14 protein-coding genes and 1 tRNA gene are annotated in these 13,853 nt (G+C 55.3%); 12 read left to right on the top strand and 3 right to left on the bottom strand.

Features of this window, described 5'->3' with window-relative positions:
* The first annotated feature begins 227 nt into the window (after positions 1-227).
* Together ACREAY_RS04745 and ACREAY_RS04740 are read left to right on the top strand one after the other, a co-directional pair.
* Positions 228-2,393 (top strand): CDC48 family AAA ATPase, encoded by a 2,166-nt coding sequence (locus ACREAY_RS04745; RefSeq protein ID WP_431754612.1) that lies wholly within the window; start codon positions 228-230, stop codon positions 2,391-2,393.
* Positions 2,394-2,426: 33 nt separating this feature from the next.
* Positions 2,427-2,780 carry a DUF488 family protein, N3 subclade gene (locus ACREAY_RS04740; RefSeq protein WP_431754611.1) on the top strand — a complete coding sequence of 118 codons (354 nt, stop codon included), beginning with the start codon at positions 2,427-2,429 and terminating at the stop codon, positions 2,778-2,780.
* Between the two features lie 259 nt (positions 2,781-3,039).
* Here ACREAY_RS04740 and ACREAY_RS04735 read toward each other — a convergent pair whose 3' ends face one another.
* The gene (locus ACREAY_RS04735) at positions 3,040-3,255 is read right to left on the bottom strand and encodes a YwbE family protein (protein ID WP_431754610.1); all 216 of its coding nucleotides are present in this window, start codon (positions 3,253-3,255) and stop codon (positions 3,040-3,042) included.
* Positions 3,256-4,035: 780 nt separating this feature from the next.
* On the opposite strand from ACREAY_RS04735, the gene ACREAY_RS04730 reads away from it, so the two are divergent.
* From ACREAY_RS04730 to ACREAY_RS04690, 9 genes are all read left to right on the top strand, one after another.
* Positions 4,036-5,379: a FlgD immunoglobulin-like domain containing protein gene (locus ACREAY_RS04730; RefSeq protein WP_431754609.1), complete on the top strand. Its 1,344-nt coding sequence runs from the start codon at positions 4,036-4,038 to the stop codon at positions 5,377-5,379.
* Positions 5,380-5,551: 172 nt separating this feature from the next.
* On the top strand, positions 5,552-7,402 hold the full coding sequence (locus tag ACREAY_RS04725) for a hypothetical protein (protein ID WP_431754608.1): 1,851 nt from the start codon (positions 5,552-5,554) through the stop codon (positions 7,400-7,402).
* 1 nt (position 7,403) lies between these two features.
* The gene (locus tag ACREAY_RS04720) at positions 7,404-8,210 is read left to right on the top strand and encodes a hypothetical protein (RefSeq protein WP_431754607.1); all 807 of its coding nucleotides are present in this window, start codon (positions 7,404-7,406) and stop codon (positions 8,208-8,210) included.
* Between the two features lie 328 nt (positions 8,211-8,538).
* Positions 8,539-9,372: a hypothetical protein gene (locus ACREAY_RS04715; protein ID WP_431754606.1), complete on the top strand. Its 834-nt coding sequence runs from the start codon at positions 8,539-8,541 to the stop codon at positions 9,370-9,372.
* Complete coding sequence (locus ACREAY_RS04710) at positions 9,369-9,656, top strand: hypothetical protein (protein WP_431754605.1); 288 nt, start codon at positions 9,369-9,371, stop codon at positions 9,654-9,656. The genes ACREAY_RS04715 and ACREAY_RS04710 overlap by 4 nt, the downstream gene beginning before the upstream one ends.
* 78 nt (positions 9,657-9,734) lie before the next feature.
* Positions 9,735-9,890, top strand: a complete 156-nt coding sequence (locus ACREAY_RS04705; protein ID WP_431754604.1) for a hypothetical protein — start codon at positions 9,735-9,737, stop codon at positions 9,888-9,890.
* Positions 9,887-10,552 carry a hypothetical protein gene (locus ACREAY_RS04700; RefSeq protein WP_431754603.1) on the top strand — a complete coding sequence of 222 codons (666 nt, stop codon included), beginning with the start codon at positions 9,887-9,889 and terminating at the stop codon, positions 10,550-10,552. Before ACREAY_RS04705 ends, ACREAY_RS04700 begins: the two co-directional genes overlap by 4 nt.
* The gene (locus tag ACREAY_RS04695; protein ID WP_431754602.1) at positions 10,549-11,271 is read left to right on the top strand and encodes a DNA polymerase domain-containing protein; all 723 of its coding nucleotides are present in this window, start codon (positions 10,549-10,551) and stop codon (positions 11,269-11,271) included. The genes ACREAY_RS04700 and ACREAY_RS04695 overlap by 4 nt, the downstream gene beginning before the upstream one ends.
* A complete protein-coding gene (locus ACREAY_RS04690) occupies positions 11,268-12,125 on the top strand; it encodes a DNA polymerase domain-containing protein (protein ID WP_431754613.1) in 858 nt (285 codons plus the stop codon). Before ACREAY_RS04695 ends, ACREAY_RS04690 begins: the two co-directional genes overlap by 4 nt.
* On the opposite strand, the gene ACREAY_RS04685 is transcribed toward ACREAY_RS04690, so the two are convergent.
* A tRNA-Ala gene (locus ACREAY_RS04685) sits at positions 12,104-12,179 on the bottom strand. The two genes, ACREAY_RS04690 and ACREAY_RS04685, sit on opposite strands and share 22 nt — an antisense overlap.
* A gap of 81 nt (positions 12,180-12,260) precedes the next feature.
* Here ACREAY_RS04685 and ACREAY_RS04680 point away from each other — a divergent pair.
* Positions 12,261-13,661 carry a dihydroorotase gene (locus ACREAY_RS04680; protein ID WP_431754601.1) on the top strand — a complete coding sequence of 467 codons (1,401 nt, stop codon included), beginning with the start codon at positions 12,261-12,263 and terminating at the stop codon, positions 13,659-13,661.
* Between the two features lies 1 nt (position 13,662).
* Here ACREAY_RS04680 and ACREAY_RS04675 read toward each other — a convergent pair.
* On the bottom strand, positions 13,663-13,853 hold a 191-nt coding region (locus ACREAY_RS04675; protein ID WP_431754600.1), incomplete at its 5' end, for an MscL family protein.

The raw sequence follows: 13,853 nt of genomic DNA, 5'->3' as shown, positions 1-13,853 counted from the left end.
GTCCGGCAGGTTCAGCTTTTTGCCAAAGATGTAAGGCAGGCTGGACACGCCCCTCTTTTTTCTTTTTTTACACAATCTAGCGGCAGCTGCTTCGATTGTGCACAAGGAGATCAGCTCGCATGAGACGCCTGCAATACCGTACAGGGTAGAAACTGTTGAATATTATCTTGCCCTCTCTTAGATGGCGAAATGAATTTCCGCAGAGTTGGAGGGGTGTGGGATAATAAATGAAGAAAAACGATGGCGATGAAAATGTCGTAACTCTAAAGGTCGCCGAGACCGATTCGCGGTTTGTGGGAAGGGGCATAGGGATAGTGGATCCCAGAGTCATGGAAGAGCTGGCCCTATCGGCAGGCGACGTTGTGGAAATCATGGGTGGCAAAAAGAGGAAGAGCTATGTGCTTTTGTGGTCGGCCCGCCCGTCTGACTATGGAAGGGGCGTGATAAGGATAGATGGCTATACGAGGAACAACCTCGGCATAGGGATAGACGACAGCGTATCGGTCAAAAAGGTTGAGGTGCGCATGGCAGAGCAGGTGGTCGTCGCGCCCACAGAAGAGCTCAGTATCGTGGGGATCGAAGAATACCTGCCGGAACTGCTCGAAGGCAGAGTGGTGGCCAAGGGCGGCGTGATCCCGATAAACATGATGGGCAGAAAGGTGGACTTTATCATTTCAAACGTTTCGCCCTCTGACGCCGCCTCGCTCGTGGGCATCGACACGCGGTTTGTGATAGGCGCGTCCAAGGCCGCGGCCAAAGGCGTGCCAAGGGTGACCTATGAGGACATTGGCGGCCTGAAAAACGAGGTGCAAAAGGTCCGCGAGATGATAGAGCTGCCGCTGCGCCACCCCGAGATATTTGAAAGGGTGGGCATAGAGGCGCCAAAGGGCGTCTTGCTGTACGGACCCCCTGGAACTGGCAAGACGCTGCTGGCAAAGGCCGTCGCTAGCGAGACGGACGCCAACTTTTACTCCATCAGCGGGCCGGAGATAATGAGCAAGTTCTATGGCGAAAGCGAAGAGCGGCTGCGCGGCGTCTTCAAGGAGGCCGAAGAGAACGCACCTTCAATATTATTCATAGACGAGCTGGACTCTATCGCGCCAAAAAGAGAGGAGGTCTCCGGCGATGTGGAAAAGCGAATCGTGTCGCAGCTGCTCACCCTGATGGACGGGATAAAGTCGAGGGGCAAGCTCGTGGTGATTGGCGCGACAAACAGGCCAAACGCGATCGATCCTGCGTTGAGGCGCCCCGGCCGGTTTGACAGGGAAATCGAAATAGGGATACCCGATGAGAATGGGAGGCTTGAGGTGTTGCAGATCCACGCAAGGGGCATGCCTCTGGCAGACGACGTCAACCTGTCTTCAGTTGCCCGCATGGCGCATGGCTTTGTCGGGGCTGACCTTGAGGCATTGAGCAAGGAGGCGGCCATTCGCTCCCTGCGGAGGATATTGCCGGAAATAAACCTGGAGCAGCCCAAGATCCCGGCAGAGATCCTGAACAAGATCAAGGTAACAAACAAGGATTTCGAGGACGCCCTCAAGGACGTCCAGCCGTCGGCCATGCGCGAAGTGCTGGTGCAAAAGCCCAACGTGAGGTGGGAAGACATTGGCGGCCTGCAGGAGGTAAAGGAGGAGCTGCAGGAGGCGATAGAATGGCCGCTAAAGCGCGCTGACCTCTTTGCGGAGGCCGACGTCCGCCCGCCAAAGGGAATCCTGCTCCACGGCCCTCCCGGGACGGGAAAGACCTTGATAGCCAAAGCGGTGGCGACCACGTCTGAATCGAATTTCATAAGCGTAAAGGGGCCCGAGCTACTGAGCAAGTGGGTCGGCGAATCGGAGAAGGGCGTGCGCGAGATATTTCGCAAGGCAAGGCAGGCCGCACCCTGCGTCGTGTTCTTTGACGAACTGGACGCCATAGCTCCGCGCAGGGGCGGGTCGGATGGCGATTCTCACGTTACGGAGCGGGTGATAAGCCAAATGCTGACTGAGATGGACGGCCTTGAAGACCTGAAAGGGGTGGTGGTCGTGGGAGCGACGAACCGGCCAGACATAATCGACGAGGCGCTCTTGCGACCCGGAAGGTTTGACAGGATACTGGAAGTCCCAAGACCTGACAGCGAGGGGAGAAGGCAGGTATTGCAGATCCACACGAAAAAGAAGCCACTGGACAAGTCAGTCGACCTGGAAAGGCTGGTAGAGCTGACAGACGGCTTGACGGGCGCCGACATCGTTGTGATGGTTAACGCGGCCGCAATGTCTGCAATCAAAGAGCGCGTCAGCTCGGGCAAGGAAGACCAGTCAAAACTAAAGATTACGATGAAACACTTTGAAGGCGCCATCGAAAAGATGAAGATTCAGAGAAAGAGCGCCGGGAGGCTCCACGCGCTTACCTGAAGGCAACGCTCCATGTGGTATAAATGAGCCAGTGTGATAAAGACAAAATCCATTTACGATTCTGCAGAGCCGTCAGACGGGACGCGGATCTTGGTGACGCGCTTTCATCCGCGGAAAAAGGGGTTCAGGAAAGGAGCAGGGTATGATCTCTGGCTCAGGGGGCCGTCGCCAGACAAAGACCTGCTCAAAGCGTACAGGCAAGGCAATGTGACCCCGGAACAGTTCTCTGAAACCTGCCTGGAACATTTGAGGGCCGATGAAGGAAAATATTCATCGGAAAAAGGCAGCGCGCTCTGTGCAATGCGTTCTCTGACAAAGGCGACAATGTCACGCTCCTGTGCTACGAACCCGAAGACGGCAGGACCTCTTGCCATTGCCACGTTCTAAAAGATTATCTCTCTGGCGCTTGAGGGCCGCGACTGGCTGCCGTTCATTCCTGCTCCTTGGTCACGAGTGGCGTGAGCTCGCCTCCGCAGTTCCGGCACGTGCTGGCCCTGTGCTCGTCGCTTGGCGTGTTGCAGTGAAAGCAATAGTAGGTTGCGTAGGTCATGGCCCCTGCTAGCAGCTTTGTCTGGACCCAAATAAACCCTGAACCGCGAGTTTCATGGCCACTTTGGGATCCTGGGCAAAGTCTCGTAGATAGCGGCTACGGCTGACCCGATTCGCCTGCCAGTATTTCCTTGACGCGCCCTACTATCCCGTTGTCAAGCGCTACTTTTATCCCGTGCGGGTGGTTTGGCGAGGAGGTGAGGATCCTGCGGACAACCCCGTCGGTCAGCTTGCCGCTAGGCTGGTTCTTCTTTTCGACAACCCTGACTTTGCCGCCTACCTTGACGTCGCTTCTCTTTCGTCCGTCTGGCACAGGAAGAAGGAGGATGATGAGATAGAATAACCTTTCAAAATAGGCTCTCCTGTGTTGCAATTGACGGTCTCTATAATATTCAGCCTTACCCTGATGGCATCCTTTGCGCAATAACTGCGCAATTCAGGCGCAGCATGCGCATTTGGCGATGAATAAATCCCTTGCAACCTACAGTGACATATGCTTGCTGAATCTGCGACAAAGAGAATGGGTGGCACCGTGCATTTCGTCATCTGCAATTCGTGCTTTTGACGCGCCTCACTTCTTGGCACCGGATCTTTTGATGCCTGCCCCTCGTGTTTTGAGAAGGCAATAGAGTCCCTGCCCATTAGCCGCAACGAGCGATACACCTTTAGTTACAATACCGGCGCAGGGGTGGTGCTGGAATTCTCTGTCGACAGCAAGTGAAAGGCGTCAGACGGCTAGGCGGCATAGGAAATGAGCACCCTCGCCCACTAGAACAAAACGAGCTGCAGGGCATGCGGCCAGATGCTTTCAGTAACAAGGATTTGTGACTGTTGCCGCGAGCCGGGTAACTGGGAATGCAACAGCTGCCCGTTTGTAGATGATTCCATCCACACTCATGGGCAGAGTCAGGACAGGGATTACATTTTGGAAGCGGAACTGTCGCAGAGTGTCCAACATTCTTGCAAGAAACATTCATGCTAAGAATCTGCGGTGGCAGTGATTTTCTAATATAGTAGCATTCTATGATCTGGTGCCAAGAGTCTTTAATAAAAAACGGGCAACATCTCTCGGAATACCTAGGTCTTTACATAGATGATTGTTGATAGGAACACACTGCAAAAATACTTGCTAGTCTTTTTTCTGACCAGTATCATTATTATTAATTTGGAACTCTCTGTGGCAATGGCGGACGATGATAAGGACGACAAGGAAGAAAAAGGCAATGATGATGAAGGCAAGAATAAAGATCACAATGAAAAAGAAGGAAAGGACGATCGGGGACAGTCAGACGGCTCCTCAGAAGATGATGAATCCGATGAAAAAATTATGCCAGACGACGACAAAGGTGAAACTGATGAGCCTAAAGAGGAAAAACTGGATCCGCAACAATCCCCTCCACCGCAACAGTCAAGCCTGCCAGATGCGCCTTCCGCAGCTCTTGGCGAAAGTCCTGTTTCCAAAGAACTAGGCAAGAACGAAAGTGAGCGTGTACCATTGAAAGAGCAGAGGGCGGTTCCAGACTCACTTACAGTAAACGACGCATTTGGAAAAACCTCTGCCAATGTTGCGCGGCCAGTTCACGACAGTATCGCCACTGGCGAATCAATTGCTTCTCAAAGTGCTATTCGCTTGACACGGAGTATTTCAGAATCTCTGATTCTGGACGACTCGAGCGGGATGAACGCACATGATGTGTCATCAGATCTATCTGTTGACTCTGAACTAAGATTGCTTGATAATATTGCCACTTCGGGCCTTGTTGTTACCCTCGTGCCTCCTAGAATCTCTATGACCTCTCCTCCTGTTTTACACGTGCTTGGGGACCAAGACGCGGACATTATGTTCCACTCTACTGTCGCCGGGATGTATTCTATCGACATTAGAGATGCTGAAGGCGTCTCCGTCAATACCCTTGAAGGCAACATGCTGCTTGGCGCCAACTCTGTTTCATGGGACGGCAAAGGGTCAGGCTCGATGGTGCCTGCCGGGGACTATATGTTCTACGTAACTGCAAAAAGCCCTGGAGGGGTGCGCAATCCGCCTGCGGAAGGCGACGGACAAATAATCGTGGCGGGTCTCGTCGGAACAACTACCGCATTCCGACCTCTGCAAGACATGGCCCACCTGCTTGCGATACCGGTAGTGGCGGCAGCGGTTACGTTTTTCATCCTGCGCAGGAAAAAATCCCTGACCTTTTACCTGCCGCCAGAAGCAGCTGAAGTCGTCGATGACATCAGGGGCAAGTATCCCGACGCGAAATTGGAAGAGTACATCCAGCCTGCGGAAGAGGGGATGCAGCGGTACACCGGGGTGACCATACAAAACCCAAAGGACGTGGACGACGGATGGCTGGCATCAATCGCGAAAAAGGTAAAAGATATTTCCGGCGCCGAATCTGTCAACGTAAGCTTTGGAGGCAAGACGCACATCCTGTGAGCCTTGGCGCGTATAAATGCGCAGTCGGGATGATGTGGACATCAAATGAGCGTTTAGCTCGCAAGAGATGTGCCATTATGGGAAATGCAAAGCAGCAATTAACATTGTAGTACAAGTTTTTTCTATAACGAAAGTAAACAACTCTTTTTAATTTCGATCAGGGGAATAGCGTGTGCCTTTTACCGACAAATCGGACATTTACTTTGCAATTCACGATGCAGGGATAAACAGAGTCGTCAAGCATGTGATGCGCAAGCGCCCTTCCTTGTTCAATTATGGCACGTCCCTTTTTCTTGGCAACCCACGGCTGCTCTGCGAAGCAATAGACGTCGCTCCAGAAGTGGCCAGTGCGGGCAACCCTGCCATCCACGTCTTGGATCCACTGCCGGTACCCGGCATGTCTGTAGGGCTCAATTTTTGCGTCCAGCTCGGCAAGGGGGAAATCGACTTTCACCAAGGCAACGTCTTTAGCCTCCCGCCGGAATTGACGCCCCTTGCAAGCCAGCGCCTTGCAGTCCATTTTCGCGCGTGCGCCGGGATAGGGTGCGCTTCGAGGGATATCATCCACCTTCCTGACAGATTCAGATTTTCAGAGGCTGCGCTTGCGAGGGAGTCTGTTGCTGCCGGCCTCCAGACAGTCCGGCCGGATAGTGATTTCCTTGCGGGCATTTCTCTGCCCGGCAAGACCGACGTTGCCCTGCCGCCGTCAAAGATAGAGTGTTTCTGCCTTGACCTGTTTGCGACTGCCGGCTGCCGGATTACCGGCACTCCTGGAGCCCAGGTAATACGCCCAAAGGTGGACGGCATCGAAATAGTGGATCTAAAGCCAGAAGGGCTTGAAAACGCCATAGAGTGCTATGCGTTGCTTGCCCTGAACCAGGGCATCCTCCCGCCACTTGGCGCTTCCATTTCACAACTGGCCTTTGGGGTCTTTGACCTCCCAGAGGACAAGGGCGAGATCCAGGTTTCTGCGTCGACTGCGCTCCCAAACAATCCCGCCATTGAGGACAACCAGCTCAAGGCGTTTGTAAACCTTGACAAGGTGGAAATAAACATCGTCGTGGAGCCCGGAGGCGGAAGCGGCGGAGGAGGCGGTGGTGGCAGTGGGGGAGGAACCGTGACCCGGACTGTTCGCCCAAGGACAAGGACGGGCACGTTTGACGTGACGGCCGCAATCTCGGAAAAAGCCTTTGTCCAGGTCTTTAACGCGGTAATCAAGGGCTTCAAGTTCAAGCTGAACGGGAGCGACAGCTTTGGGCCCTTCTCTGTCACCTACGCGGTGGAAGCGCACCTTGAAGGGGGCACGATTGACCTGCGCAACAACGGGTCGATAAGCATAAGCGAGCTGGACATCAAGTGGGACAAGCTCTTCCTTGACATCGGGTTTGACATCCCAAAGGTGTGCACGCCCGGCTTCTGCCTGGTCCCGATCCCCTTTGACGGCTGCGCTGTATACATTGACCCGCAGTGCATCTTTGAAAGCGATCCTGACTTCCACATCCCGATAAACCTGGGCGGGCTCTTGACGTCCGAGGTCACCGTTACGGCCATCCCAAAGGTATTCTACGGGGTAGGCTCTGGCGTCCCAAACAGGTGGCAGATCGCCATGATGCCGACCCTCCCGATTGACTTGGACATCATCGACATTGCCGACACGGCAGGCGACCTTTTCCACAACCTGATTGTCAACGCAATAGACAACCTCATGTCGGGATTCCCGCAGTGGGCAAAGGACCTTGTTGATTTTGTCCTTGGAGGGGTAGAAGACATCATCCGGACCGTCCTCGACATCCCGGACGACGTCGGCGAGTGGCTTCTTGACATGATAGGCAACCTCGGCATATTCGAGTCGCTTGTGGACGCGCTGAGCCAGTACATCGCCCTCACGCTCTTTGAGCTTGAGGACCCCTACCCGATCCTTCCCGCGGACGGTCCGCTGATACCGGTAAAGCTGCCGATTGAATTTCTTGGCATCACGGTTAATACGAATGAGATGGTAGTAGAGGGAGACGTGGGGAACTAGCATGAAGGCAATAATCAACCGCCACCTGTTCTCTCAGAACAGCATAGACAGCGGCTCGATCACGATGCATTCAACGGTCGTCCACAAGTTTTCAGAGCCGGGGGAATACCTCGGCAAGGTCATAAGGGGCAAGGACATCGTGGGGCAGTTCCGGATAATCGTGGGCAAAAGGCAGGATGCAGCGGCAAGCCAGCAAAAGTCGCCGGCATCGCCCCTTTCGCCGACGCAGGTGCACGTTGACCTGCGGCAGCTAGAGGCGCCCACAGCGCGCCGTCCTGAAAGCAGCCAGATGTCCGCCAACCGCTTTACGATAGGTGCCGACGGATACGCAGTATTCAAAGTTTCAACGGGGGCCGGAGGCTATGCGGTCGAAGTCTACAAGGCAGGAGAAAAAGAAGGCGCCAAGGTCTTTGACAGCCGCGAGCTGAATGGCGACGATCTGCTCTACGCGCTGCTCTTGCGCCCCGGCACTTACTCTGTTGTCAACGCAGTCACGAATGCCCGAGCCGAGCTGGTGGTCGCGTACCCGGAGAAGGGCATGCCTCGGAACTTGGAGCCGGTAAGGATAGAGTGCGGCAACTCCTTCGCGCCTGAAAAGATAAACACAAAGCCAATGCAAGGCATCGTCTTTAGCTTCAAGGCTCCGTCCCGGATCAAGATAGACTTGGTCAGGCCTGAGGACCGGGCCGATGTCGCTGCCGTGAAAGACAAGGCCCGGCAGACGCAGTCAATGAGCGCAAATGCAAAGCCCTCCGGCAAAAAAATCCTTCGGCGGATCAGGATAACGCCGCGCAGCGCCTCGCTCTGATGCTGGCATCTTGTGCGCAATCCTGATTTCTTTTCCTGATCCCGCAGCCGGCCATTTTGCACCACTGAAGACGAAGAATCGCATAAGAAAAAAGCCAAGCCGTGCGTGAAAAAAAGTATGACTGGAGAGTTGGAGCCCGCATAGGAGACGTAAAGATTTTTCTCAAATGCTGCAAAAAATGCCTGTGGCAAAGCAAGAGCTGGACGGCAATCGTCAAGTATTACAATGGAATTTGGCGCAGTGTATCCACATGTAGTAACATGTTGATACATACCCCCTCTCCCCCGGGTGCTAGCTGAATTATTAGCAAAGCAGACAGGCTGCCTCTGTGGCTGACTGCAACCAAACCCTGCGATATTTTTGCTCCAAATGCGATTCCCTGCTGAGAGAATCTGAAACGGCAGACGTCGACGTTGGCAGAATTACTGAAGCATGCCCGCGCTGCGGAGGCTCTCTGGCCCAGACCGTGGAGATCCGGCGATCCCTGCCGAAAATAGCGCCGTCCTTGCCCCAATTCCAGATAGCCCGGGCCGGCCCTGTCCTGACCCTCGACCTGCGGGCGCTTGACGACTTTTTTCTGGGCTTCAGGGCAGGCGACATGCTCTTCATTACGGGCCCGCAGGAAAACATGCTGGCCAGCAGGCTCTGCGTTCGCGCGTTGCTGCCCGCAAAGCGCGGAGGGCTAGAGTCGCCGGTGGTGTTCATAGACGCGGGAAATAATTCCGATGTATATCAATGCGTCAATTTTGCCCGGCAATACGGGCTGGACATCAAGAAGGTTCTGGACGGAATAATCGTCAGCAGGGCCTTTACCATACACCAGCTGACAGAATTGATAGCGCGGGATCTCTACAAGGTGGTCCGGCAGTTCCGAGCAAGGCTGGTTGTAATATCCGGCCTGCTCACAATGTTCCAGCAGGATCCGATGACAGACGAGAAAGAAGCCGAGAGGCTTCTCGGGCATATCCTGGCTGCCATCAGGGAAACCTTGCAGGATGCTGTCGTGATCGTGACAACCCGGGATCTGGAAAACCACTGCGAGATAGCCGCCAAGTTTGGCAGCAGGATCGAGACTGCCGGATCAGTCAAGGTCTGGAAAGGCGACAGGAGCAAGACGCTCAATCTAAAAGAGAAAGAGCTTCGCCTGGCTTTCGGAGCGTGAAATGGGTGGGCCGGACCATCCCGTCGTTCAGGCTGTCCCAGGTTTATGAAGAATCCGAGTGGAAGCCTTTTCGAAATGCGCTGGACAAGCCCGACCGAAAAGAGTTTGACAGGATGTTTGCCGCCTCAAGGCTCTACGTGTCGGCCTGCTCATATGCAACGAGGCCCGTGCGGATACAAGCCATTTTCATGGCCCTGGCGTTCCATCATTACAAGCAGCTGGCAGAAATCGCCGAAAAGGCCGGCATTCCTTGGGAGGCAGCAAATGAGCCTATTTCCCGATAGACATCCTGCCGAGGGAGATCACGTCCTGGAAGGGCTTTGCAGACAGCCTGAGGGGCGAAGACCGGGAGCTCTGACAGGATGCTTGGCGACTGCTACAGGTACTCCGCCGCAGTCAATGCCAAGGGCGAACCGTTTCCCGCCGAGGCCCTGCTCATGACCGCGATATTCTCGCAGCAAAAGATGATAGGCCGGCTGGCCGAGCACATCAAAAAAATTGAGGGCAAAAAGCCGTGACAGCCAGAGGCTGGCTGTTTGATATCTGCCCGCTGGGCGACAGGATGGTGTTCTGGATCAAGCAGGAAGGCGGGCGGGCCATCCGGCTGGAAGACGCCTGGGCGCACTGCATCTACGTGGCAGCTGACACCCGCTCTGACTTGCAAGCCGTGTTGCGCGACAGAGCTTCCATAGAGTTTGTCAAGGAACATTCCATGGCGCGCATGTACGAGCGAATAACAGACAATGCCCCGTCGGAGGTCTTGAAGCTCACGCTAAAGGACTCGGGCAAGGCAGCGGGGCTGGCAAGACAGGTAGAATCGCTGGGCGGCTTTGGCAAATTCCGGCTGTACAACGTGGACCTGCCGCCGGCGCAAGCCTACATGTACGAGCACGACCTTTTTTCTCTGGCATTTTGCGAGGCTGACGCCGGCAAGTCCGGGCTGGAGTGGAAGGTGTCAGACGACGTCATGTCTGAGGATTATGCGCTGCCTGACTTTGGGATCCTGCATCTGGAGGTACGCACGAAAAAGGAAGCCCGGATCCCCCGGTTCGCCGACCGCATAGCCTCGATCTCACTTTCCATGGGAAAGGAGCAGGTGGAGATTGAAGGGGCGTCCGAGGCAGATTCGCTCCTGGCCCTGGAAAACGAAGTTGCAAGGATGGACCTGACATCATCATGACAAGGGAAGGCGACTCGTTTGTTTTTCCGTACCTTGCAGGCAGGGCAGAGCAGAACGGCGTCACGCTGTCGCTGGGCAGGGAAAAAGCCCCGCTGAGGAGACCTGCCCGGCCCGGAACGTCCTATTTTTCCTACGGCAAGATACACTTTAGGCCTACGGCTACTCGGCTGCATGGCAGGGTCCACCTTGACATGGAAAACTCATTTCTCTGGGACGAGACTGGCATCGAGGGCCTCTACGAGATAGCAAGGATATGCCGCATGCCCCTGCACACGGCGGCAAGGGCATCGATAGGAAAGTGCCTCAGCAGCCTGCAGTTCTACCAGGCTGCCAAGGGGGACATACTCGTCCCCTGGAAGCCGGTGCTGGCGGAGCACTTCAAGACTTTTGGCGAACTGTTGGTGGCAGACCGCGGCGGCTTTGTCTTTGAGCCGAGGGCAGGGGTGCATGAAAGGGTCGCCGAGCTTGACTTTGCCTCCCTCTACCCGTCGATCATGCGCCAAAAGAACGTCTCGGCCGAGACCGTCAGGTGCCAGTGCTGCCCTGACTCAAAGAGCCGGGTGCCGGAGCTTGGGTACAACATCTGCGAGAAGAGGCGGGGCATAGTGCCCAGGGCGCTGGACATTGTCGTCATAAAGCGGGCCAGGTACAAGGAGCTGAAAAAAAGGCCACCGATCCTGATGCGAGGAAAGGATATGACGCAAGGCAGAACGCGCTGAAATGGATAAACGTCGCGACCTTTGGCTACCTCGGCTTTAACAATGCCAAGTTTGGCAGGATAGACGCCCACATCGCAGTATGCGCCTTTGACCGGCAGATATTTCTCCAGGCCACGAGGGTTGCGGAGAGCCGCGGGTTTCAGGTGCTGCATGGGATAGTCGATTCGCTGTGGGTCCAGAGGTCCGGCGCGACCGGCAAGGACCATGAAGACCTAAGGGACGCGATAGAGAAAGAGACTGGGTTTTCAATATCCCTTGAGGGGGCCTACAAGTGGATAGTATTTGCGCAATCCCATGAGAGCGACTTGCTGCCGGCGGCCAACCGCTACTTTGGCGCCTTTGAGGACGGCAGCATAAAGGTCAGGGGGATAGAGGCCCGGCGGCACGACACTCCCCGCCTGTTTGTAAAATTTCAGATGGAGGCGTTGCGGGCCATGGCACGGGGAGACACGGCATCAGGCGTCAGGGGCCTCATGCCCGAGGTGAGGGGCATATTTGAGAAATACGCGGCAGATATTGCGGGGAGGCGGATTGATCCTGCAGACCTGTCGTTTGCAAAGCAGCTGTCCAAGGACGCCGGCCAGTACCAGTCCCGGGACACGGTAGAGGGCGACTCGCGGCTGCAGCTTTACGAGGAAGGCAAGGACCTGAAGGCGGGGCAGGTGATGCGGTACATAATTACCGACTATGACAAGAGGGCCGGGCGCCCAAGGACAGTTCCGCTGGAAATGCTGGATGAAAGCACTGCGTATGACATGCGCAGGTATGTAGAGCTGCTTGCAGATGCGTCAGACACCCTGACTTTGCCTTTCGGGTATACGGTTCGTAAAGGTGGTGGACTGGGTGGGATTTGAACCCACGACCTCTCGCTTGCGAAGCGAGCATTACTACCCCTGAACTACCAGCCCTGCGAGTTTTGCACAAGCGCCCGAATATAAAACATCAGGAGCGATAAAATCATAAGCACATGGCTTGCACCGATACAAGGCTTGAAGAATTCCTGCGACATCCTTGTCACCAACGCGTCTGCCGTCATACCCAAGGTCGGGATCGTCGAAACCGACATCGCAATCGACAACGGCAAGATCCTGTCGCTAAAGCCGCCTGCAAGCATGCAGGCTTCTCGGCAGATTGACGCCAAGGGCAAGTACGTCATCCCCGGCGCAATCGACCCGCACGTCCACTATGGCGTCTACACGCCAATCGATGAAGCGGCGAGGACAGAGTCCCGGTCCGCGGCGGTAGGCGGCGTTACTACAATGATGCGCATGCTGCGCCTTTACGACGACAGCTACCGCTCAATTGAAAAGCAGCTGGCAGCAAGCAAGGGTGCACACTATATCGACTATGCGATCCACGCGTCGATACTCAAGCAGTCTCAACTCAAGGACATTCCCTACTTGAAGGAAAAGGGCGTCAATTCATTAAAGATATACATGAACCTCGGCGCCGACCTGAACCGCATCTACATGGACCTTGACCCCGGCGAGCGGCCTGTCAGAGAGGGCAAGGTCGACATAGATGATTCCCTGCTTTCCGGGATAGTGGAAGCCAGCGCAAAGGTCCACTCGACAATACTGGTCCACGCGGAAAACCCCTCGGTATGCTCTGAGCACATCAAGCGCGGCAGGGAAAAAGGGATGGCGGGACTACAAGCGTGGTCTGACTGCCGGCCGGCGTCGTCAGAGGCAGAAAGCGTCCGCAAGATATCTGCGCTGGGCCGCAAGTTCGGCGCCAGCCTCTATTTCGTCCACATTGGCTCAAACGCGGCGCTCGACGCGATAATCGCAGAGAGGCAAAAGGGCAACGCCAGCTATTACATCGAGACCTGCCCGCAATACCTCACCCACACCGTAGAATTTGACAGCATAAAAGGCAAGGTCGTCCCGCCCATCCGCTTAAAGAGCGACGTGCAGAGCGTCTGGTCCGCTCTCAAAAACGGGATAATCGACACCGTGGGCACCGACCACGTGGCAAACAGGCTCGATATGAAAATGGGGGAGGGCGATCTCTGGTCCGCGCTTGCAGGCTTTCCCGGCATCGCGACCATGCTGCCAGTGCTTTTAGACCAGGGAGTCAACAAGGACAGGATCAGCATCGAGCGCGTAGCCGAAGTCACGAGCTACAACACTGCCCGGATATTTGGCATGTACCCGCAAAAGGGCACGATACAGGAAGGGTCTGACGCCGACCTCGTAATAGTCGACATGGACCTTGAGCAGAGGGTGACGCCTGAACTCTTGCAGTCGCACTCTGACTATACGATTTACGACGGCTGGAAGCTGAAGGGCTGGCCGGTCCTCACGATGGTACGCGGCAGGGTGGTGATGGAGGGCGGCCAGGTGGCCGCCGATGCCCTGGGCCACGGGCGGTTTGTGGCCCGGCGCTAGATCACTTGGGCGCCGGCTTGGTCTTGTCCTCTACTCCGAATACCTTGTACCTTACCAGTATCTTGTACATCAGGAATACTATGAAGGCGATGATGAGAAAGTCAATGATGTTTGCTATCAGGTCCCCGTACGAGAACGTTGATGTTACTCCTGTCGCCGAGTTTGTGACGTTGTAATTCAAAGTCTTTAGGT

The sequence above is a fragment of the Nitrososphaera sp. genome, from assembly GCF_050748925.1.
Lineage (GTDB): Archaea > Thermoproteota > Nitrososphaeria > Nitrososphaerales > Nitrososphaeraceae > Nitrososphaera.
This window is presented reverse-complemented; position numbering and strand designations above follow the sequence as displayed.

Bases quoted from the DNA above. Each gene is read 5' to 3' on its own strand.
- ACREAY_RS04695 (WP_431754602.1), top strand. From the start codon at position 10,549: ATGACAAGGGAAGGCGACTCGTTTGTTTTTCCGTACCTTGCAGGCAGG.
- ACREAY_RS04730 (WP_431754609.1), top strand. From the start codon at position 4,036: ATGATTGTTGATAGGAACACACTGCAAAAATACTTGCTAGTCTTTTTT.
- ACREAY_RS04745 (WP_431754612.1), top strand. From the start codon at position 228: ATGAAGAAAAACGATGGCGATGAAAATGTCGTAACTCTAAAGGTCGCC.
- ACREAY_RS04705 (WP_431754604.1), top strand. From the start codon at position 9,735: ATGCTTGGCGACTGCTACAGGTACTCCGCCGCAGTCAATGCCAAGGGC.
- ACREAY_RS04720 (WP_431754607.1), top strand. From the start codon at position 7,404: ATGAAGGCAATAATCAACCGCCACCTGTTCTCTCAGAACAGCATAGAC.